General features: G+C 49.0%; 14 protein-coding genes. 11 read left to right on the top strand and 3 right to left on the bottom strand.

The genetic code is table 11. The annotated features are described in order from the left end of the window. Nucleotides 1–603 precede the first annotated feature (603 nt). From K2G43_RS12240 to K2G43_RS12190, 11 genes are all read left to right on the top strand, one after another. Nucleotides 604–3,639 (top strand): TonB-dependent receptor, encoded by a 3,036-nt coding sequence (locus K2G43_RS12240; RefSeq protein WP_297644750.1) that lies wholly within the window; start codon nucleotides 604–606, stop codon nucleotides 3,637–3,639. A gap of 24 nt (nucleotides 3,640–3,663) precedes the next feature. Next, nucleotides 3,664–5,448 (top strand): RagB/SusD family nutrient uptake outer membrane protein, encoded by a 1,785-nt coding sequence (locus K2G43_RS12235; protein ID WP_300155616.1) that lies wholly within the window; start codon nucleotides 3,664–3,666, stop codon nucleotides 5,446–5,448. Nucleotides 5,449–5,494: 46 nt separating this feature from the next. Next, nucleotides 5,495–6,337, top strand: coding sequence for a discoidin domain-containing protein (locus K2G43_RS12230; RefSeq protein WP_300155613.1), 843 nt, complete (start codon nucleotides 5,495–5,497; stop codon nucleotides 6,335–6,337). A gap of 258 nt (nucleotides 6,338–6,595) precedes the next feature. Next, nucleotides 6,596–7,732, top strand: coding sequence for a metallophosphoesterase (locus tag K2G43_RS12225; RefSeq protein WP_300155610.1), 1,137 nt, complete (start codon nucleotides 6,596–6,598; stop codon nucleotides 7,730–7,732). A 98-nt stretch (nucleotides 7,733–7,830) separates the two neighbouring features. Next, nucleotides 7,831–11,691 carry a TIM-barrel domain-containing protein gene (locus K2G43_RS12220; protein WP_300155607.1) on the top strand — a complete coding sequence of 1,287 codons (3,861 nt, stop codon included), beginning with the start codon at nucleotides 7,831–7,833 and terminating at the stop codon, nucleotides 11,689–11,691. A gap of 110 nt (nucleotides 11,692–11,801) precedes the next feature. Continuing rightward, a complete protein-coding gene (locus tag K2G43_RS12215; RefSeq protein WP_297643959.1) occupies nucleotides 11,802–13,340 on the top strand; it encodes a Gfo/Idh/MocA family oxidoreductase in 1,539 nt (512 codons plus the stop codon). A gap of 203 nt (nucleotides 13,341–13,543) precedes the next feature. After that, nucleotides 13,544–14,242, top strand: coding sequence for a hypothetical protein (locus K2G43_RS12210; RefSeq protein WP_300155604.1), 699 nt, complete (start codon nucleotides 13,544–13,546; stop codon nucleotides 14,240–14,242). Between the two features lie 13 nt (nucleotides 14,243–14,255). Further along, the gene (rsmI, locus tag K2G43_RS12205) at nucleotides 14,256–14,930 is read left to right on the top strand and encodes a 16S rRNA (cytidine(1402)-2'-O)-methyltransferase (protein WP_297643957.1); all 675 of its coding nucleotides are present in this window, start codon (nucleotides 14,256–14,258) and stop codon (nucleotides 14,928–14,930) included. A gap of 38 nt (nucleotides 14,931–14,968) precedes the next feature. After that, nucleotides 14,969–15,847, top strand: a complete 879-nt coding sequence (locus K2G43_RS12200) for a hypothetical protein (RefSeq protein WP_297643956.1) — start codon at nucleotides 14,969–14,971, stop codon at nucleotides 15,845–15,847. A 179-nt stretch (nucleotides 15,848–16,026) separates the two neighbouring features. After that, the gene (locus tag K2G43_RS12195) at nucleotides 16,027–16,725 is read left to right on the top strand and encodes a YjjG family noncanonical pyrimidine nucleotidase (protein ID WP_297643955.1); all 699 of its coding nucleotides are present in this window, start codon (nucleotides 16,027–16,029) and stop codon (nucleotides 16,723–16,725) included. Nucleotides 16,726–16,777: 52 nt separating this feature from the next. After that, a complete protein-coding gene (locus tag K2G43_RS12190; protein WP_297643954.1) occupies nucleotides 16,778–17,416 on the top strand; it encodes a MarC family protein in 639 nt (212 codons plus the stop codon). A 437-nt stretch (nucleotides 17,417–17,853) separates the two neighbouring features. Here K2G43_RS12190 and K2G43_RS12185 read toward each other — a convergent pair whose 3' ends face one another. From K2G43_RS12185 to K2G43_RS12175, 3 genes are read right to left on the bottom strand one after another with little or no spacing between them, the layout of a single operon-like run. After that, nucleotides 17,854–18,633: a hypothetical protein gene (locus tag K2G43_RS12185; protein WP_297644939.1), complete on the bottom strand. Its 780-nt coding sequence runs from the start codon at nucleotides 18,631–18,633 to the stop codon at nucleotides 17,854–17,856. 40 nt (nucleotides 18,634–18,673) lie between these two features. Then, nucleotides 18,674–20,173: a RagB/SusD family nutrient uptake outer membrane protein gene (locus K2G43_RS12180; protein WP_297644936.1), complete on the bottom strand. Its 1,500-nt coding sequence runs from the start codon at nucleotides 20,171–20,173 to the stop codon at nucleotides 18,674–18,676. A gap of 30 nt (nucleotides 20,174–20,203) precedes the next feature. Further along, entirely contained in the window at nucleotides 20,204–23,101 is a 2,898-nt protein-coding gene (locus K2G43_RS12175; RefSeq protein WP_300155620.1) for a SusC/RagA family TonB-linked outer membrane protein, read from the bottom strand. Nucleotides 23,102–23,119 lie beyond the last annotated feature (18 nt).

Below are 23,119 nucleotides of genomic sequence, written 5' to 3'. Positions count from 1 at the left end.
TCTTCGGACAAACTCCACTCCCTAGGACCGAAGAATGTCCGAAGAACGTCCGAAGAAACACCGAAGGAAGTACGGAGTAGGTAAGGACCGGATAAGGCGCGGACAGGAAGCGTTGATGGTGACGAAATTTTTGGGAGTAGAAAAGGTTGTGTAAATAATTATGATTTCCGATTCCTTTAGAGGAATCAGAGGAATTGAAGAAATTGAGTGAGGAGAAGTGAAACCGACACTCTTCCTTGCAAAAACTGAATGATTGGCTCGACTCTTTAACTCCTCTTTGTGAAATCTGACTTGTTGGTTTGACTTAATTCCTTTAGTTCCTTAAAATGAATGAGCCATGAGGTTTTGACAAATAAAAGCCAATATTCTTTTGCTTTGCTGCTTTTATTTTATACATTTGCGGCAAAATTTAAAAAAAACTATTTATAAGTAAAATAAATAGATGATAAGATGTTGACCTTGTAATCAGTTAATCAAGCGACTTCTTATTTAATGTGGAGAGCATCAATTATATCACACTTATATAATACTAATTTTATGAAGAAAAAAGTTGAATGTGTTTTTCCCTCTGTGGAAAATCCGCCAATCAATCAATCGTTTAGAATGATGAGAGTTGCGGCTTTCTCGCTATGCTTTTGTTCGTTAGGTGTAGCGGCAAGTCCTGTCGGTACGCAAAGCGTAGCCGACAGGCCGTCGGCCATTGTTCAGCAGACTGCCAACATCACGGTGAAGGGGCAGATATTGGACGAGACGGGGCTGTCGGTTCCCGGTGCCAATGTCGTGGTGAAAGGGAATACCTCGCTGGGCACGGTGACCGATTTTGACGGAAACTTTACGCTCAGTGTGCCTGCGGGCTCCACGCTGGTAGCCTCATTCATCGGCTATAAGAATCAGGAGTTTGCGGCTGTTGCCGGCAAACCGATGGTCATCAAGTTGGTGCCCGACACCGAGGTGCTCGACGAAGTGGTGGTAGTGGGTTATACTACCGTGAAGAAGAGCTCCATTACTGGTGCCATCGGTTCGGTGAAGGCTGATAAGCTGAAGGACGTCACTACGCCGAGCGTGGCCAACATGCTGCAGGGCAAGGTGGCAGGTGTGGTGGTGACTCCTGTTTCCGGACAGCCGGGCGCGGGTGTCAGCATCCGTGTGCGCGGTATCGGTTCGTTGCGTGGCAATCAGGAACCGTTGTGGGTCATCGACGGTGTGGTAGGAGCTTCCAGCGCGGAGCTGAATCCGAATGACATCGAGTCGATCTCCGTATTGAAGGACGGTTCGGCCACGGCTCTCTACGGTTCGCGTGGTGCCAACGGTGTCATTCAGGTGACTACCAAGCGTGCCAAGAGCGGTACTTCGCAGTTTGAGGTCAGTGCCAAGTTCGGGCTTTCCGAATTGCAGCGCGGTAACCTCCGCATGATGAACGGTGCCGAGTATTATGATTATCTGAAAGAGGCCTTCACCAACGCGGGCACGCTGGAGGAGCAGCACTGGTTCCAGCCCTACCTGCGCGAGCAGAACTTCGACTGGTGGGACGAGGCTACACAGATGGCCACCACACAGAACTATAATCTGGCCTATAAATTCGGTAGCGATAAAATCCGTTCGTATATATCTGCCGATTATTACACGGAAGAGGGTGCCATCAAGGGGTATGACTACGACCGTGTGACGCTGCGCACCAATACCGACTATATCGTGAACAACCGCCTGACGCTGAAGGCGAGCCTGGCGCTGAGCTATAAGGAGACTTTCAACCAGCAGCAGTCTTTGAGCTATGCCAGCAACACTCCTTGGGATTCTCCCTACAACTCGAAGGGCGAGCTGAAGACCGGTAACGAGGGTATGCCGAGCAAGGACGAGGCGGTCAATGCCGACCCGCGTGACTACTGGTACTCTGACGGAGGCTACAACTACCTGAACTATTATAAGCGTAATTGGGGCAAGAACCGTAACAACGGCATGAACATCAATCTGGGATTCCACTACAAGATTCTGGATTTCTTGAAGTATGAGTCGAACAACCAGGTGGGTTTTGCCAACAGCTACAACGAGACCTATACCGACCCTAAGAGCTTCGGACAGGAGACCGACCACGGTAATATGTATAACGGCAATTCGAACAGCCGTCGTGTCTATACGAGCCAGATGTTGCACCTGACCCATACGTTTGCCGATGTGCACGAGGTGGATGCCTATCTGGGTTACGACTACGACGAGGCCCGCTACTGGAGCAACTGGGGCCGGGCGAAGAACATCTATTCGGGTGCGGAAATCATTGATGCCGGTGCGGGCGAGCAGACGGCGGGAGGTACTAAATCCGAACAGAAGAACGCCGCCTTCTACTTCAACGCCAACTATACGTACGACAGCAAGTACCTGTTTCAGGTGATGGTGAGACGCGACGGTTCGTCACGTTTCGGTAGCGATAACCGTTGGGGTACATTCTGGTCTGTCGGTGGAGGTTGGAACATGCATAAGGAGGCTTTCATGGAAGGCCTGACTTTCATCAATGAGTTGAAACCCCGTTTCTCTTATGGTATCTCGGGTAACGAGCCGGGCGGACTCTACGAATGGACCACCAAACTGAGCTTCACGCAGCAGTATGCCGACAACATCGCCTTCTTCTCCAACTATGCGGGAAATCCCAACCTCTCTTGGGAAGAGACGGCCAGTTTGGACTATGGTCTGGACATGCGCCTGTTCGACCGCGTCAGCATCACCGTGGACGGTTACTACCGCAAGGCGAAGAACCTGATTTACCTGCGTCACCTGCCTGCAGTGAGCGGTTATAACCGTCAGACTGCCAACAACGGTAGCATGACCAACAAGGGTTTTGAAATCTCCATTACGCCCGAAATCATCAAGACGAAAGACATTTATTGGGATGTGACTTTCAACATGGGTTACAACAAGAACGAGATTACCAAACTGCCCGACGGCGACGAACTCTACACCAAAGCTACGGCAGTGGGCTATCCTTACATGAACTGGTACATGCGCGAATGGGCCGGTGTGGATGCCATGACCGGAAAACCGTTGTGGTTCGTGGTTGATAAGGAAACAGGCGAGAAGACGGTGACAGGCGACTACAACAAGGCTACCCGCCAGTTGCTGGATGCTGTCCCCACTCCGAAGGTGAACGGTGCGGTAGGTACCAACTTCTCTTGGAAGGGACTTTCGCTGAATGCCAACTTCACGTTCAGCGCAGGTGCCAAGGTTTACAACAGCGCCCGTGCCGGTGCTCTGGACCGTGACGCAGGCCGTACTTCGCAGCCTCCTATGAAACTTGCCGATGGCTGGAACCGCTGGCAGAAGCCGGGCGACAAGGCTACTCACCCGCAGTTGATTGCCGGAGGTAACAACAGCGCCGACGGCGAATCTACCCGTTACCTGGAAAACGGTGACTACTTCAAGCTGAAGTCTCTTTCTATTTCATACGACTTCCCCAAACGGTGGATCACTCCGTTGACCCTGAAGAGCGCACGGCTCAGCCTGGGTGGTGAGAACCTCTTTACCATTACCAAGTTCTCGGGCATTGACCCCGAAGTGTTGTTCTCCTCGGAGTATAACGGTACGGCAAGTTCCGGAAACTCCTACCCCAGTGTAAGACGTTTCACTGTCGGACTGAATCTGACATTCTAATCTTAACTTAAAAAACGAAAGTATATGAAATTCAAAAATATAGCAGGAACATTGAGCCTTTTTTCGGTTGTACTGGCCGGATGTAGCTTGGATGTGAAGATGTATGATGGCGTGATGGCCGAGGGCATCAGCTCGGAGAATATAACGGAGCTTACCTATGGCAGTTACCGTCACATGAAGGGGTCCGGCATCGTGAACTACGGCTATGCCGCCCGTGAGTTCGGTTCGGACGACGTGACCTGGAACGGTACTTCCACCGGTTCTACTTATAAGATATATGATTATACGCGCAGCATCTCGACCACACAGACCGAGTATGCCTGGGAGCTGGGCTATCGTGCCATCGGTAACACCAACCTGGTCATCGAGCTGGTGGATGCCTTGGGTGAGAACGCTTCTACTGAGAACATCATTCAGCGGGGCGAGAACTACTACTTGCGTGCGTTGTGCTATTTCTATATGGTCAATGAGTTCGCGCAGCCCTATTCCAACAATCCCGAGAGCAATCCCGGTGTACCCTTGAAGCTGGACAGCAATCCCGACGTGATGAGCCTTCCGAAAGACCGCTCCACCGTGGCTAAGGTGTACGAGCAGATTGTGAAGGACTTGCAGTCGGCTATCGTGGACCTGACGTTGCCCGCAGGCATGTCTCCCAAAAGCAATAATTATGCTACCAAGGAGGCCGCCGAGGCTTTGCTGGCAAGGGTATATCTCTATATGGGCGACTTTGACAATGCCTACACGATGGCCGACAATGTCATCAAGTCCGGACGCTTCTCTTTGGAGCAGGGCGAACGCTATGCCAAGTATGCGCAGTGGGTGCCGGAAGACAATAAGGAAACCATCTTCTGCGTCCGTCACGTCAAGGAGAAGGATGATATCAATGTCTTCTCCGACATGTTTATCCGTATCGATGGCAGCGGTTGGGAAGAGATGTCTCCTTCCAATCCCCATTTGCAGCTGCTGGAGCTCCATCTGGGTGAGGACGACATGCCTGCCGACCTCCGCAGCAAGTTTGTGACGAAGCGTTATGTAGAGGATGGCGTGTCCGACTATGCCGTCTATGGCCATCCGGAGAAGGTGTACGAAGACTGGACATTCGTTTACAGCGAGAAAGAAGCCAAGAGTGCCGGATATAAATATGTGCAGTTGAATATCACTAAAGAAGAGGGTAAGTGGGTGATCGATGAGTCACAGGCCGACAACTTCCAAAGCAAGTATATCCAAAGCGAGCCCTACAATCTGGGCAAGCGCTATTATGTGTTGGCCAATGACGGCACCAAGTACATCGGCCGTATAGAGCCGAAGGTGTTTGACGCGGCTACCAAGCGCGGTAAGATGTCCCAGTATCTGGTATATGCTTACAACAAGAACGCTTATCAGGAGGAGTACAAGGGTCTCTATTCTCCCGTCATCTCCCGTTATGCGGAGATGTTCCTGATTCGTGCCGAGGTAAATGCGGAGAAGGGCAATGTGGAGTTGGCTTTGGATGACGTGAACATCATCCGTCGCCGTGCCGGCATTCCCGAATGGACGGTTGAGAACATGAAGACTGCCGAAGCGGGCGAACCGAAGGACATCAAGAAGATTGTGGAGGAAGAACGCCGTCTGGAGTTCGCCATCGAAGGATTGCGCACCTACGACGTGCTCCGCAAGCGTGGCACGCTGGATAGAAGATATCCCGGCTCGCATGCCATCGCTGCCGGCGACCAATTCCTGCTGGTACCTTACAACTCTCCGGCTGTCTGCCAGTATATCCCGCAGGCGCAGTACGACGCATATCCTTATAAGTTGGAGCAGAATCCTTGATTATTTCATTCATCAGATGATAAACAATTAAATTAATTAGACGAAAATGAAAAGAATATCATATTTTATGCTATCCCTGCTGGCGCTTCTGGTATGCAGTTGTGCGGAGACGGAACAACCGTATGTGGGGTATATTGTGATAGAACGTGCGGTGGTTGATGCGGATGCCAATTCTACTGCCACGCTGATAGCTGATACCGATATCAACTCCCCCATCAAGCTGACAGTGAACGGGGATGCCGCCGAATGGTGCTCTGTAAGTGTCAGTGGCAAGGAGATACATGTGACGGCTACACAGGCCAATACGGGAGAGTCTTTCCGTACGGCAACTGTCACGGCCCGTTGCGGCTATCGTGAAACCTCTTTCACGGTGTTGCAGAAGTTCAACGGCCAGCAATACCTGGAGTATGACTGGACCAAATGGACGGCTACCGGCAATAACTGCCAGACGAACGACGGTGGCGGTTATCCCAGCCTGTTCAATGAAGACCGTTCTACTTTCTGGCACAGCCAATACAACCCGAACCGGGTCGATTTGCCCTGGTGGATTGTGGTGGATATGAAGGAAGAACTGGAATGCCACATGTTCCAGATCGGTAGAAGGTATTATGCAGCATATAAAAATAACTATGGTACCGTGAAGCACATGGACATCTATGGCAGCACGGACAATGAGAATTTCACCAAGATAGGAGAGTTCTCCTTCGACTTGCCTTGGACGGCTCCCGATGGGACGGTGGTAACAGGAGCCGCCAGCCCGTTGATTCCCGCTTACGAGGAAGTCAAATTGAGTGAACCTGTTACCGCCCGTTACATCAAGATGGTGATTACGGAAACGAATGGAAGCAGTGCCCAGGTGGCATACCTGAAGGTTTACGAAAAAATCTAATTTCCACAAAACGACCTTATTTGTAAATCTTATGTGATTTTTAGGAGCAGTGGCCGGCATGCTGAGAAGCTTGTGCCGACCATTGCTTTTTTTTGTTTGTAGCGGTGGCTTTTATTTGGCTGGTAACGGCTATTTCTATAATTTTGCGTCACGCTATTGGGAGTGAAACACAAAACCGTAATTTTATAAATTCAAAAATCGATTAAGTCTAACTTTTTATCTGAATGGGTTATGAAGAAAATTTTATTGTCTTTACTTATGAGTAGTTCTTTTTTAGGGGCGTCTGCCCAATCGTTGTTTAAGGTGAACCATGGTCCTTATCTGCAAGAAGTCACCCGGGACGGGGCCACCATTGTGTTTACCACCTCCCAAAAGGCTTTCTCTTGGATAGAACTGAAGGAACATGGTGCGGTAGAAACGGAGGCGGTGAAGCATTTCAGTTCCAAAGACGGGCTGAAAGAGGCGTGGAACACATTTAATGCCGTGCGGGTGGAAGACCTGAAACCCGGTACGAGCTACGACTACCGCGTTGTTTCCAAAGAGATGCGGTCGTTCGAACCCTATAAAGTGGTGTTTGGCGACAGCCTCGCGACGGAGTGGCATACTTTCTCTACCGTAAATCCGAAGAAACAAGGAGGAACTTTCTTTATCACGAGCGACATGCACTTCGATGCCGTCAAGTTGGAGAAGCTGCTCCATGCGGCGGCGTATCAGACGTGTGACGCTTTCTTCTATGTGGGCGATATGACCAGCTACATTGCGGAGCCCGAAGCTCCGTTCACCTCTTTTATCGATACCAGTGTCAAGCTGTTTGCCTCTTCCATCCCGTTTGAGGTGGTAAGGGGAAATCATGAGACACGTGGCAACCTGGCACGTACGTATTCTTCTTATTTTCCTAAGCGGGACGGGAAGATATACGGCTCTTATCTGCTGGGTGACGTGATGATTGTCATGTTGGATAGTGGTGAGGACAAGGCGGAGAATCATTGGGTATATGCCGGGCTGACAGACTACGATGCCTATCGCACCGAACAGGCGGAATGGTTGAAGAAGCTGGTCAAGACCGAAGCGTATAAGAAGGCCAAATATCGCATTGTCCTTTCGCACTTCCCGATGGTGATGGGGCAGGAGTGGAAAGACGAGCATGCGTGGTACGGTTGGGAAGATGCCATCCGCAAGTTCCTGCCTGTCTTGAACAAGGCGAAGGTGGATTTGATGGTTTCGGGACACACGCACCGCTTCTTCTTTCACGAGCGCAATGCCGATGGCAATGCGTTTCCGGTGTTGGAGCAGGGCGCGGATTCTGCTGTGCGCTTAGAGCTTCATGATGGGAAGATTTGGTCTAAAGTGGTGGATGTGGACGGAAAAGTATTGTTGGAGATGAATATCTCCTGATTTTCGTCTATATTTGTAGCCGACGTTGAAAAACGGTATTGAGCCGTGAATTCTAATCAGTGAAACATATTGTAGTATCTAACTTTAAAATCAGAAGAATGAAAAGAATGTTCAGTAATTTTGGGAAGTGGAAAACCGTGCCTTTTATTTGCACGATGCTTTTTCCTGCTCCTTATCTGGCGACACAGGCCGTGTGCGGCGAGAAAGGCAGCGTGGCGGTGACGCAGCAACTCCCTTCCGTGACCGGTGTCGTGAAAATCAATCCGACAACGGTTGAAGTCTTGTTTTCCAACCGGCAGCGTATGACACTCGATTTCTATGGAGATAACATTTTCCGTTTGTTTCAGGACAACAACGGAGGCATACTTCGTGACCCCGCAGCAAAGCCGGAAGCTAAGATTTTGGTTGACAGACCGCGTCGGGAGGTGTCACTGCTGGATGTGAAGGACGAGGCCGGGTGCATAGCCATCGTCACCGGTCGGGTGAAAGTGGAGATGGACAAGAAGACGGCGTTGATGAAGGTCACCAATCTGCAGACCGGTGCTGTTGTGATGGAAGAGACCGCTCCTGTTCTTTTTGAAAAAGAACGGGTCACGTTGAGGCTGAAGGAACATCCGCAAGAGTATTTCTACGGAGGAGGTGTGCAGAACGGGCGTTTCTCCCATAAAGGAAAGGCGATTTCTATCGAAAACCAGAATAGCTGGACGGATGGCGGTGTGGCCTCTCCCAATCCGTTCTATTGGTCAACAAACGGTTACGGGGTGATGTGGTACACCTTCAAGAGGGGGGTCTATGACTTCGGCCGTGAAGAAAAGGGGGTGGTGAAGTTGTTCCACCAGACCGATTACCTGGACCTCTTCGTGATGGTGAACGACGGTGCGGTGCCCTTGCTGAACGACTTCTATCAATTGACGGGCAATCCGGTGCTGATACCGAAGTTCGGTTTCTATCAAGGACACCTGAATGCCTATAACCGTGACTTCTGGAAAGAGGATGAGAACGGTATCTTGTTTGAAGACGGCAAACGCTACAAGGAGAGCCAGAAAGACAACGGCGGCATCAAGGAATCGCTGAACGGCGAGAAGAACAACTACCAGTTCTCTGCCCGTGCCGTGATAGACCGCTACAAGAATCACGACATGCCTTTGGGCTGGTTGCTTCCCAACGACGGTTACGGAGCCGGTTATGGTCAGACGGAAACGTTGGATGGCAACATCGCCAACTTGAAAGATCTGACGGGATATGCCCACAAGAACGGTGTGGAGATAGGTTTGTGGACGCAATCGGACTTGCATCCCAAAGAGGGTATCAGTGCCTTGCTGCAACGCGACATCGTCAAAGAGGTGCGTGATGCAGGGGTGCGTGTGCTTAAGACCGACGTGGCATGGGTAGGAGCCGGCTACTCTTTCGGACTGAACGGCATTACTGATGTGGCGCAAATCATGACTTACTATGGCAACGATGCACGTCCCTTCATCATCTCGCTGGACGGATGGGCAGGTACGCAACGCTATGCCGGCATCTGGTCGGGCGACCAGACCGGAGGTTCCTGGGAGTATATCCGTTTCCACATTCCGACCTACATCGGTTCGGGCTTGTCGGGGAATCCTAACATCTGTTCGGATATGGACGGTATCTTCGGCGGAAAGAATCAGGCGGTGAATGCCCGTGATTTCCAGTGGAAAGCCTTTACTCCCATGCAGCTGAATATGGACGGATGGGGTGCCAACGAGAAATATCCCCATGCGCTGGGCGAACCGGTGACTTCCATCAACCGCTGGTACCTGAAACTGAAGTCGGAAATCATGCCATACGCCTACAGCATCGCCAAGGAAGCGGTGGACGGTCTGCCCATGATACGCGCCATGTTCTTGGAGTACCCCAATGACTATACGTTGGGAAAGGCTACGCAATATCAGTTCCTGTATGGCCCGTATTTCCTCGTGGCACCTGTTTATCAGGCAACCAAAGCCGACGAACGGGGCAACGACCTCCGGAACGGTATTTATCTGCCTGAAGGCGAATGGGTGGATTACTTCTCCGGTGAACTCTATCAGGGTGGACGCATCATCAATAACTTCGATGCACCGCTCTGGAAACTTCCCGTATTCGTGAAGAACGGAGCCATCATTCCGATGACAGCCCCCAATAACAACGTCAACGAAGCAGACAAAGGTTTACGCATATACGAACTCTATCCCTATGGGCAGAGCGCGTTTACCGAATATGACGACGATGGTACGACCGAGGCATACCGCTTGGGCAGGGGAGTCACTACGTTGATTGAATCTGTGGCAGGCGAGAAGGGAGAGGTGACGGTTACCGTTCATCCGGCTCAAGGCGATTTCAACGGCTTTGTGAAAGAAAAGGCTACCGAATTCAGAATCAATGTGACAGAGAAACCCAAGAAGGTGTTGGCGACTGTTGGAAACACCAAGGTAAAGCTGGTGGAAGTGAACAGTATTGACGAATTCCGCCGGAAGGAGAATGTCTATTTCTATGATGCCAACCCCAATCTGAACAAGTTTGCCACTAAAGGCAGCGACTTCGAGAAAGAGGTGATTACGAAGAATCCACAACTGCTTGTGAAGTTGGCAGCCACGGATATCGCCGCCAATCAGACAACTTTGAAGATAAGTGGCTTTGTATTTGCTCCGGCAGACAGCCATAAGCTGACGTCAGGACCGTTGGTGGCACCTCAAGCGCAGGTTGCTGAAGAAGATGCGGCGGCTTATACGTTAAAGCCTGTTTGGAACAAGGTGGATAATGCCGACTATTACGAAATAGAACTGAACGGACAGCTCTATAGCACCATCAAAGATACGGAATTGCTGTTCGAAGGATTGGACGTTGAGACTGCCTACGACTTCAAGATTCGTGCGGTGAACAAGGACGGTGCGTCCGATTGGGCCGCTTTCAGCGCAACGACAAAGAAAGACCCGTTGGAATTTGCCATCCGCGGAATCACGGGTACAACGACTTGTGACAACCAAGGGCGTTCGATTCGTCGCTTGTTCGACTTAGAGGAAGGAGAGTTGTGGCACACCAAGTACAATGTGAAAGCCGTACCGTTCGATTTGATTATGGACTTGCATACGATTAATCAGGTAGAGAAGTTCCACTATCAACCGCGTAAGGATGTGGGCAACGGAACAATCTTGAAAGGCTCGGTAGCTTACAGCATGGACAAGGAGAACTGGATGGAAGCCGGCGAGTTTGAGTGGAAACGCAACGGAGAGCCAAAGGTATTTGCGTTTGCCAATACACCGACCGCACGCTACATTAAGATGACCGTCACCGAAGCCGTGGGCAATTACGGATCGGGTGAGGAGCTTTATGTATTCAAGGTTCCCGGAACTGAAAGCTACTTGCCGGGCGATATCAATAACGATAAGAGCATCGACGAGAACGATTTGACCTCTTATATCAATTATACCGGTCTTCGTCAGGGTGATTCCGACTTTGAAGGTTACATCAGCAACGGTGACTTGAACCGCAACGGGCTGATTGATGCCTATGACATTTCTGTTGTGGCTACTCAACTGGAAGGTGGTTGCAACTGGGAAAGAGGCGAAAAGGCGGAAGGAAGTATCAGCATCAGTACACCCAAGCGCAAGTATGCCAAGGACGAAGTGATAGAGATTTTGGTGAAAGGTACGGGATTGCGTTATGTGAACGCCATCAGCTTTGCTCTTCCTTATAATCCTGCCGACTATGAGTTTGTAGGTATGGAACCGTTGGGTATTAAGAAAATGGAGAATCTGACAAACGACAGACTCCATACCAATGGCGTGAAGTCCTTGTATCCGACCTATGTTAATATCGGCGACCAGGAGGTGATTGAGGGCGATACCGACTTGTTTATCATCAAGCTGAAAGCCAGACGAAATGTGAATTTCGATTTGAAAATGGCCGATGGATTTTTGGTTGACAGACTTCTCGGTGTTCAAAAATTCTAAAATATAGCTGTTCATTTGCTTCGTAAAGTAGGTTTGCATATCTTTGCGGAGCAAATGAGTGTATTTTGCAGTAATTCTTATACTAATCTTAATTTTAAATTGAAAGAGACATGAAAAAAATTGGACTCTTAGTGTTGGGCGTATGCCTCGCATTTGGCGCATGTTCGACACCGACTTCTGAAGTGCAGACTTCAGAGAAAGGCACTCAGTGGAGTTGGAACAAAGGTACGATTGTAGTACAGGCTCCTGAACGTCCGGCCGGACAGAAAAGTGTGATTGGAATGGCATTGCCTAAAATGGAGGTAGTGCGTGTGGGATTCTGTGGATTGGGTATGCGTGGCCCCGGTGCTGTGGAACGCTTCACTCATATTCCCGGAACGCAGATTGTGGCTCTCTGCGATTATGAGCAAAAACGTGCCGAGAGATGCCAGAAGTATCTGGAAAGAGCTTCTTTGCCTAAGGCTGCCATCTATTCAGGTGCCAACGGTTACGAAGAACTTTGCAAACGCGATGACATTGATCTGGTTTACATCGCTGCCGACTGGTTGCATCACTTCCCCATTGCGAAGTGCGCATTGGAGAACGGCAAAAACGTGGCTATCGAGGTTCCTTCCGCTATGAACCTGCAGGAGTGCTGGGAACTGATTGACCTGAGCGAGAAGAATCGCAAACATTGTATGATTCTTGAAAACTGCTGCTATGACTGGTTCGAAATGAACACACTGAATATGGCACAACAAGGCGTATTCGGAGAGGTCATCCGTGCGCAAGGCGCTTATATCCACAACCTGGAACCGTTCTGGGATTATTATTGGAAGAATGGTGAGAATGACAAGCTGGGCTGGCGTCTGGACTACAATATGAAGCACCGTGGTGACGTATATGCTACTCACGGCCTTGGCCCTGTGGCGCAAGCACTTGACATTCATCGTGGTGACCGCTTTACTACTCTGGTTGCAATGGACACGAAGTCTGCAGTGGGCAAGGCTTTGGTTGAGGAACGTACGGATTCTGCTTGCAACAATTTCCGTAACGGTGACCATACCACAACTTTGCTGCGTACGGCAAATGGTAAAGTTGTAGAAATCCAGCACAACGTGATGACTCCCCAACCTTATAACCGTTTGTATCAGCTTACCGGTACGAAGGGGTTTGCCAACAAGTATCCGGTTGAAGGATATGCTTTGGATGCCAAGCAACTTTCTGCTTCCGGCGTTCAGCCTAAGGTGGACGATTTGAGCTCACACGGCTTCCTCCCCGGTACAGAGATGAAGGCGTTGGTAGAAAAATACCAGCACCCCATTTTGAAGAAATACGGTGAAATGGCGAAGGAAGTAGGCGGCCATGGCGGTATGGACTTCATTATGGACTGCCGTCTTGTATATTGCTTGCAGAACGGTTTGCCTTTGGATATGGATGTTTACGACCTTGCCGAATGGTGCTGTCTGGCAGAGCTGGGCGAACTCTCCATGGACAACGGTTGTGCTGCGGTTGAATTCCCCGACTTTACACGTGGTGAATGGAGCGTAGTGAAAGGCTACAAGCATGCATACGCTACTCCTGAAGAAGAAGCCGCTGTTGCACAGAAGGCTGCTGAAATCACAGCCAAGTTGAAAGAACAAGGCGCTAAGGAATGGGCTGCTAAATAATCAAGGCACTCAGCTTATAAGAACAGGGCTGTATCGGATACGATGCAGCCCTGTTTGTTTATGTACATCTCTTTCGTCATCGGCATTTATTCGGGGCAGTTGCATAGAAGCTGTGGGGTGGAACAATCATTTTAGGGGCTATCTGATATTTTTTCATTATTTATTTCTACATTTGTGGCGTTAACACGTAGTGTGTAAAGGATATGCAAACCCTACTAAATGACATCGAACTTGACATTCAGGAGCTGAAATGCCTGATGCAAGCCGTTTCCAATGAGGCTAATCCCGCTTTGCGGGGTGTAGTGAACCGAAATATCCAGCAGATGAAGGCGCGTTTGGATGCCTTGCAGAAACTGCTGGACGAATCTTGTGCGGCAAGAATACCGATTGCCCCAAATGTGCCGCAACCTGAAGAACCACAGCCTATCGTGCAACATTGTGACACGGGGGCACAGAGAATAAATGAAGTTGTGCAACAACCTGAAGAGTCACAGCCTATTGTGCAATACAGTGACCCGGAGGCACAGAGAATCAATATAGTTGTGCAACAATTTGAAGCACAACAGCCTGTCGTGCCGCAACGTGTGGCTGTTGAGCCGGTTGCTCCCGAAGTACTTCCCGAACCGACACCTATTGTTGTCCCTCCTGCTTCTTCCATTCTGGCAGAGTGCATCAAGCCTGCTGCCGACTTGCGACGCGCCATCAGCCTGAACGACTTGTTCCGCTTTTCCCGCGAACTGTTCGGGGGCGATACCGCACGGTTGAACGAAGTGGTGGAACGATTGGGCAATGCCCCCTCCTTTGACGCTGCGAGAACGATATTGGTTTCGGAAGTACACCTGGATGAAGAGAACGAGGCGGTTGCCGATTTTGTGGAACTTCTTCGAAAATACTTCAGCTAAATTGTTGACAGATATGGGAAGACTTTATGTAGTGCCTACTCCGGTAGGAAATTTGGAAGATATGACATTTCGGGCCATCCGCATACTGAAGGAGGCCGATTTGGTGCTTGCCGAAGATACACGTACTTCGGGAATCTTGCTGAAACATTTTGAAATAAAGAATGTGATGCAATCTTATCATAAGTTTAATGAACATAAAACGCTGGAAAGTGTTGTTAATAGAGTGAAGGGAGGAGAAACGGTGGCTCTGATTTCGGATGCCGGCACTCCGGGAATCTCAGATCCGGGTTTCCTGCTGGTACGCGAATGCGTCCGCAACGGTCTTGAGGTGCAGTGCCTGCCGGGTGCGACAGCCTTTGTTCCGGCGCTGGTAGCCTCGGGATTGCCGAATGAGAAGTTCTGTTTCGAAGGCTTTCTTCCGCAGAAGAAGGGACGGATGACCCGCCTGAAGACTTTGGTTGAAGAGCACCGGACAATGGTATTTTACGAATCTCCGTATCGGTTGCTGAAGGCTTTGACACAGTTTGCCGAGTTTTTCGGTGCCGAACGTCAGGCATCCGTTTCGCGGGAGATTTCCAAAATGCACGAGGAGACGATACGGGGTACTCTTGCCGAACTGATAGAACATTTCACTGCCAACGAACCGCGCGGCGAGATTGTGATTGTGGTGGCGGGAGCAACCGAGTAACTATAGAATTCATTAACTAAACGTAAAACAAAAAGAGTATGAAGAAAATTGCGTTTTTAATTGTGTGCGCAGCCGTAATGGCTTCGTGTGATGGCTTTACCGGTGGCAATAAAGACCGGTTGAAGGCTGAAAATGATTCTCTTTTGATGGAACTGTCTCAGCGTAATGCCGAGTTGGATGAGATGATGGGCACTTTCAACGATATTTCAGAGGGGTTCCGCCAAATCAATGCGGCTGAAAATCGGGTGGATTTGCAGCGGGGCGCGGTGGCAGAAGGCTCACTGAACGCCAAGCAGCAGATTGCTTCGGACATCGAGTTCATCCGCAAACAGATGGAAGAGAACAAAGAACAGATTGCCAAGTTGCAAGGGATGCTGAAAAATAGCAAGAACAGCTCTGCACAGCTGAAGAAAGCGATTGAGTCGTTGACGCAGGAATTGACGGAAAAGGCCCAACGCATCGAAGAGTTGCAAACTGAATTGGCTTCCAAGAACATCCGTATTCAAGAACTGGATGCGGCAGTCACCGGACTGACGGCCGAAAAAGAGGTATTGTCTGCCGAAAATGAGGCAAAAGCCAAGACTGTGTCAGAGCAGGACAAGGCGTTGAATAGTGCTTGGTTTGTATTCGGCACCAAGAAAGAGCTGAAAGACCAGAAGATTTTGACTAACACCGGACTTTTCAAGAAGGGTGAGGTTTTGCAGGATAATGGTGCCAATAAAGACTACTTTACGCAAGTGGATATCCGGACTACAAAAGAGATTAAACTCTATTCCAAGGATGCTGAAGTGCTGACTACCCATCCTGCCACTTCTTTTACCTTGGCGAAAGATGATAAAGGATTGCTTACGCTGAAGATTACGAACCCGAAAGAGTTCTGGAGTGTTTCCAGATATCTGGTTATTCAGGTTAAATAAACATGAACCCATTGTGGGCTAATCATCTTGCGTGCATTAAATAGTCTGTTTTTTCAGGCACGGTTTACACAGAAAACACGGATTTTTCTTTAATCATTCCGTGAATTTTCCTGTAGTCCGTGCCTGATTTGTATGCCGTGAACCGTTTTCTTTTCATCATTTGTCAATAGCTTTTGGTTATGGTACCCCGATATAAGAACCTCTTTTTTGATTTGGACGATACACTTTGGGCGTTCTCTCAAAATGCTCGCGATACATTTGAAGAGATGTATCATAAGTATGACTACGACCGTTTTTTCCGCTCTTTCGAGCATTTCTATACGCTCTACCAACGGCGCAACGCGGAATTGTGGGAGGAGTATGGAAGGGGAGAGGTCACCAAAGAGGAATTGAACCGCCGGCGCTTTCTCTATCCGCTGGAGGCGGTAGGGGCGGGAGATGCCGCTTTGGCCAAAACATTTTCCGATGATTTCTTTTCGGTTATCCCAACCAAAAGCAAGCTGATGCCGCATGCCGGCGAAGTGCTGGAGTGGCTGCACGGGAGGTATAATCTCTATATCCTTTCCAATGGATTTCAGGAGCTGCAATGCCGCAAGATGCGTTCGGCAGGCATCGACCGCTTCTTCCGGAAAATCGTTTTGTCTGATGATATCGGCATCTTGAAGCCGCGGCCGGAAATTTTTAATTTTGCTCTCTCCACCACGCAGTCCGAATTGCACGACTCTTTGATGATAGGCGACAGTTGGGAGAATGACGTGGCCGGCGCGAGGGGAGTGGGCATGCACCAGGTGTTCTATAACGTGACAGACAAGACCGATTTGCCTTTCCGGCCTACTTATCATATCCACAATTTGAAAGATTTGATGCAAATTCTGTGACATTGAAAGATTAAATTGTATTTTTGTCCGTAGAAACTTATATCATATTGCTATGGATACAATTTTACCTTTCGCTTTGCTTTGCTTTACCTCCTTCTTTACGTTGACCAACCCGCTTGGCACCATGCCGGTCTTTTTGACCATGACCCATGGGATGACCGATAAGGAGCGTCAGTCGGTGGTCTCTCGTGCCACATTGGTTGCTTTCATCACGATTATGGTCTTCACGTTTGCGGGGCAGTTCCTTTTCAAGTTTTTCGGTATCTCTACCAATGGTTTCCGCATTGCGGGTGGATTCATCATCTTCAAGATTGGCTTTGACATGTTGCAAGCCCGTTACACCCCGATGAAACTGAAGGATGAGGAAATCAAGACATACGCCGATGACATCTCCATTACTCCACTGGGCATTCCGATGCTTTGCGGTCCCGGTGCCATAGCCAATGCCATTGTGCTGATGCAAGATGCCCATACCGTCCAGATGAAAGGAGTCCTGATTGGTATGATTGCTTTCATCTACCTGCTGACCTTCTTTATCTTGCGCGCCTCCACCCGCTTGGTGAGAGTATTGGGTGAGACGGGAAACAACGTGATGATGCGTCTGATGGGTTTGATTCTGATGGTGATTGCGGTGGAATGCTTTGTTAGTGGAGTGAAGCCTATATTGGTGGAAATTCTGCAAGGTGTTTAGCGCTGTTTGCCCATTGCGATTCTGCATGTTCACCTTCTTATAAAAGGTATGGGAAGAGATGAATCTCTCTCTTGAGAAATATCTCTTTATCAACTGTTTATTACTGGTTTCTCAAACACTTGTGTCTGTCGGCTCAAACACTTGTGTCTGTCAGCTCAAACACTTGTGTCTGTCGGCTCAGATGCAAGTGTCTGTCAGCGCGGCTATAATAGGGTGGAAAACCGGTATATTATTCTATGGAGAGAATCCTCTGAAAGGCCTGTCGGCAAGGGGATTTTTTATTGTTATTTGCCTTTTGCCGTAAGCGAATTGTGGAGAAGTGTGGAGACCGGCAACCTGCATTTACAAAAACGGTCGGTGGGGATTCTCTTCCCACCGACCGATTCTGCTATTTATCTCCTCAGCAATTCAGGCCTGAGACCTGAATTGTAGATTGATTACTTGTGGCTCATTTTTATAGATTGTCCACCAAAAGAGCCTGCACCGCATATTGCATTGAAAGCGTTGATGTTCAAGAAGCCGCCCTTAGGAGTGAATTGACCAAGAATAGCTTTGGCGCCATTGCCGTCTTCCATCCATACGTCACCGTAAGTAGGATGAACATAAATAATCTGTTTTGCCGGGATGGTGACTTTACCGCTTGTGGCATCGAATGTAGCCTTGACCGTCATACCGCCACCCCACAAGTTGGTAATCAACAGGTTTGTCGTACTTCCTTCTTCAAATTCGACCAGCACATTGTATGGTTCACCGGCTGAATTATCATCTGTTGAATACTCTATGGCTGTATAAACGCCATCCACCTCAAAGACAGGTGCGGCCGGAGTAGTTACTGATATTACTTCACTAATTTTCAGGCCGGCAATCGTATAGGCATAGCTCCGTACGTAGTAAGTTGTCTGTTCGTCCAAGTCTGTGATAGGCAAACTGAAAGACGTAGTCATCTCACTCATCGGATAGGAGTCGCTATCCAAGAAGTCTTCTGTGGTGGAAATCGCGAATCCCACTTCCATCACTCCCTCCAAGTCACTGACTGCACCGCTGACGGCCAATTCGGAAAAACTGACAACCGAAACTTCGTTCAAAGAGATTGTCGCATCGCAAGTTTTTGCATGGTTGGCATCAATGACAGCCTTGTCATCCATCTCGTCGTAGCAGCCGGACAGCCCCACTGCCAACGTCAGACAAGAAATAAAAATTTTCGCTATATTTTTCATCTTATTTTATCCTTTTAATTAATATCCGGTTAATTCTGTATTAAGGATTCTGTTCTTCCTCACTGATTAACTTGTTTTCCTGCAGCTCTCTTTGAGGAAGCTGATACGTCCATCTGACATCCTGCGGTTCCACAACCAGTTTGTAGCCCGGCAAGTGGTTGCTGCCTTCATAATTGCGATCGATGCCCTTGTTCAAGCGTTTCAAATCGTAGAATGCGAAGCCTTCGCCCCACAACTCGATGCGGCGTTGCAGGTAGATGTCATCTACCGTCACAGAACTCTTGTTCCAATCCGGCTGGCGCTTGTTCATCAATACTTTCAGGATTTCGGCCGCTTTCGTTCCTTGTCCCAGATGGGCATACGCTTCAGCTTCAATCAATACCATTTCTGAAGCACGCATATACATATAGTTGTTTGTCCAGTCACTCAAGTGTCCGAATTTCACGTTTGCGTAGGGCAGCTGAGCGGCTGCCGTAGGTTGAGACTTGTCTCCCTCCGGTCCGTTGAACCATTTCTTGCGGGCATCCGTATCCGGAATCTGGCTGTACAGCTTTGCATCGACCAAGCGGGGAGCCAGGCCCATGCCGGCATATCCCGGAGCGTAGTTTGAAATCATGGAGAAGAACGAAGCATACGTTGTCTGCGTTTCAGTAGTATGGGCGAAGCCCCACATCCACTCTACATTGTTCACCGTAACAAAGCCGTCATACAAGCCGGAAGCGCTTGCGTCCATCATCGGATAGCCGGCGCGGGCTTTGTTGGCAGCGGCTGCCGCCTTTTCCCATTGCTGGCTCAGCAGGTAATAGCGGGCCAAGATGCCGTTGGCTACACTTGCATCGATATAGTTCTTGTTCGGACGGGCATATCCGGATTCCAGATTCTCGACGGCATCCAGCAAGTCTTTTTCAATCTGGGCAAATATGTCTGCCACCGTGTTGCGCCCTTTGGCATTGGTTATTTCTTCTTCGGTCTTGCCGTCTGCCGCCGTGTACATCAGAGGCACACCCGGAGCCGATTCCCGGATATTGCCGGAGCCATCCGTCGGATTTTGGTACAACTGAATCAGGTGCAAGTAAGACAATCCGCGGATTGCCTTTGCTTGTCCCAACAGCCCTTTCTGGGCTACGGTCTCACCGCCGTTCGGATAGAGGCTGATTACTTCGTTCGCCTTGGATATCAAGGTATAATAGTTCACCCAGTGAGCCAATGTACGACGGTAGTTGAACATACGGTTGTCCAATTGGTAGTCGAAGTTGAACCAGTGGGAAGCACCCATACAGATGTCTTGCCCCATCATGTCGGTAGCATGGAGTGAGCACATATAACCGAAATCGTCATGCGTGCTGTTGCCGGTTTGGTTATAGGTAACCATCCACGACCATGTTCCGTTCAAGAATACATCCGGATTCTTGCCGGCAGCTTCACCGGCAGCCTCTTCGTCCAAGTACTCGGTGTACTCGGTATCAAGATATGAGTCGCTGCAAGAAGCCAATCCTGCCACTGCGACCAAACCTGCTGCTATATATTTCAGAAATTTCATATTGTCTTTTGTTAATTTGTTTTCAATAAATTAGAAGCTCAAGTTCAAACCGATGGAGTAGGTGCTCAAAGCGGAATAGGTATATCCCGTACTTCCACTGAAGCTCTGGCGCGGATCCAATCCTTTGCGTTTTGATTTCAGCCAGATATTGTCGCCGGTCAGGTAAACGCGCAGTTTGTTGATGCCCACTTTCTTCATCATGTTTGTAGGCAATGTATAACCTACCGTCAGGTTGCGCAGGCTGAAGTAAGACGCTTTGGTCAAGGCGAAGTCTCCACTGGCCGATTGATCTTGCATGTCATATCCCAATGCCGGAATATTCGTATTGGTATTTGTCGGAGTCCAACGGTTGAACATGTCTTTGTGCATATTCTGGCCACGGCTGCCGGAGTTCATCAAGCTGGTATAGAAGCTGTCCCATACATAGCCACCCACTTGGAAAGCAGTCTGGATATTCAAGTCAAAGCCGAATGCCTCGAAAGTTGTAGAAAGACCACCGGTCAGGTCGGGAATGGCCGATTTGCCGGTCTGGCGCAGGCTTGCATCAGAGGTGCGGTTGACGATTTCGATGGTTTCGTTGCCGTCTTCATCTTTCACGTACTTGTTATACATCGGTTTGCCGTTTTCAGGGTCAACTCCTACATATTCATACGTGTACCAATCATACAACGAACCGCCTATCTTTCTCCAGTAAGAACTGGCTTGGTATCCGTCCGGGAATTCGTCCGCAGGTTTGGAAGCCGGCAACTTGGTCAATTCATTCTTGTAATGAGTGGCATTCAAGGCTACATTCCATTTGAACCGGTTGTTCTTGATGATGTCGGCAGACAGCTCAAATTCCACACCGGTGTTCTTCATGTTCATTTCATTGCGATAGATATAGGTCGGATTTCCTTCGGAAGAAGCCAGGGGGCTGGCATAAAGCATGTCCTTTGTTTCCTTGATGAAGAAGTCTGCGTTGAATGTGATGCGCTCCAGGACTCCCATTTCTATACCTACGTTGAAGTTATCACTCTTTTCCCAAGTCAGGTCTTTGTTTCCGCGCAATACTTTCGTGAAAGCGGCCTCGCCGTCCACGCGATCTACGGTGTATAAGTCGGAGTAGTTGTGTGTGTAGCCTACGTTGTCATTACCTTGTGTACCAAAACTTGCTTTCAGTTTCAAGTTGTCCAGCCACTTCACATCTTTCAAGAAGGCTTCTTCCTTCAAGCGCCATGAACCGCCGATTGCCCAGAAAGAACCCCAGCGATTGTCTTTGTGGAAACGGGAAGAACCGTCGCGACGATAACTTGCCGTGAAATAGTAACGGTCGGCATAGTTGTATTCACCCTTGACGAAATAACCTTCCAGCGCATATTCGGAAGTATAAGAAGACAAACCTTGATATTGGGCGGCATTGCTGAATTCCGGGTTTGAAGGGTCGGCAAAGTTCGTCATGTGGCCATACATATAGTTATAATGGTCGTTCTTGGTTTCATGACCTAATAGGGCAGATACGTTGTGGTTGCCGAACGAATGGTTCCAGTTCAGCAATTGGTTGACGTTCAATGCGCCATAGCGTGTAGCGTATTTGTAGCCACGTCCACCTACGTTTTCAGCGTCACCACCAATCGGAGTGGCGAAGTTGGTTTGGTTCAAGTTGAATACATCGTATGCGACATTCAAAGAGAATTTGAAGTCTTTCAAGAAGTTTGCTTCGAAGTAGCCGCGTGTGCTGAGGTTGTCATTTGTTGTCTTGTTGATGTTCTCTTTGGCCACTGCCAACGGGTTCTGAGGAGCGGCATACGGGCTGTTGAAGTCATAACGCACATTTCCTTTTTCATCATACATCAAGTTGCCCTCGTTGTCGTACAGATAGATAGGATAAATCGGGCCGATGTTCTGTGAGAACATGAAGATGTTTGAATAGTTGGAGTTGGTATCACCGAATTTAGACATTATCGTATTGGCATACGCAATGTTACCACCTACTTTGAAGTATTTTCCAATCTTCTGATCAACTTTCACGCGGGCAGAGATACGGTCGAATCCGGAACCTACCATGTAGCCTTCGTCTTTCAGATAGCCCAGCGAGGCATACGCTTGTGTCTGTTCCGTACCACCGGAGATGTTGACATTATATTCTTGGCGGGTACCGTTTTCAAACGGGTCTTCCGCCCAATTATCGTTCCATTTGTATGTTTTGGCAGCCGGATTGAGTTTGCCTGTCAACGGGTCAATCAAAGCATTGTCGGCAACTCCTTTGAATTTATTGTATTTCAAATACCCGTCAATCAAGTGTTGTGACGCATATACATTGGCGCCGGCATATCCTAAATCCGGAACCAAGCTGTTGCGGATAGCTTCATACATCATTTCATAGTATTCGCCTGCATCTGTGATGATGTCATAGTTTCCTACACCGCGTGCGTTGAAACCATAGCGGGCTTCAAAGTTAATCTGCGCTTTACCGGATTTACTACCTTTGGTTGTAATGATGATGACACCATTAGAGCCACGTGCACCATACATAGAGTTTGCAGCAGCATCTTTCAATACTGTCAACGACTCGATATCCTGTGTTGAAATAGAGTTCAAAGATCCCTCATAGGGTACACCATCCACTACAATCAACGGTGACTGGCTGGAAGAGATAGATCCCAAACCACGGATGATGATTGAAGAAGAGGAACCGGGGGTACCGCTGGAAGAAACAGTTTGCACGCCGGCAATAGAACCTTCCAACGATTTCGAGATGTCTGATACTTGCATCTTCTGAATCTTTTCGCCTCTCACCGTTGAAGCGGCTCCAGTAAACGAGGATTTCTTGGCAGTACCGTAAGCCACCACCATCACTTCGTCAAGCAACTCTGCTTCAGGCTTTAACGTCACTTTTACTTGTGGTGCGACAGCCACCTCCTGCGTGCGATAACCGATGAATGAAATCATCAAAGTTTTCGCGGAACT

It is taken from the genome of Bacteroides sp. (assembly GCF_029057325.1).
Lineage (GTDB): Bacteria > Bacteroidota > Bacteroidia > Bacteroidales > Bacteroidaceae > Bacteroides.
The sequence above is the reverse complement of the archived record's forward strand: the minus strand, read 5'-3'. Positions and strand labels throughout refer to the sequence as shown.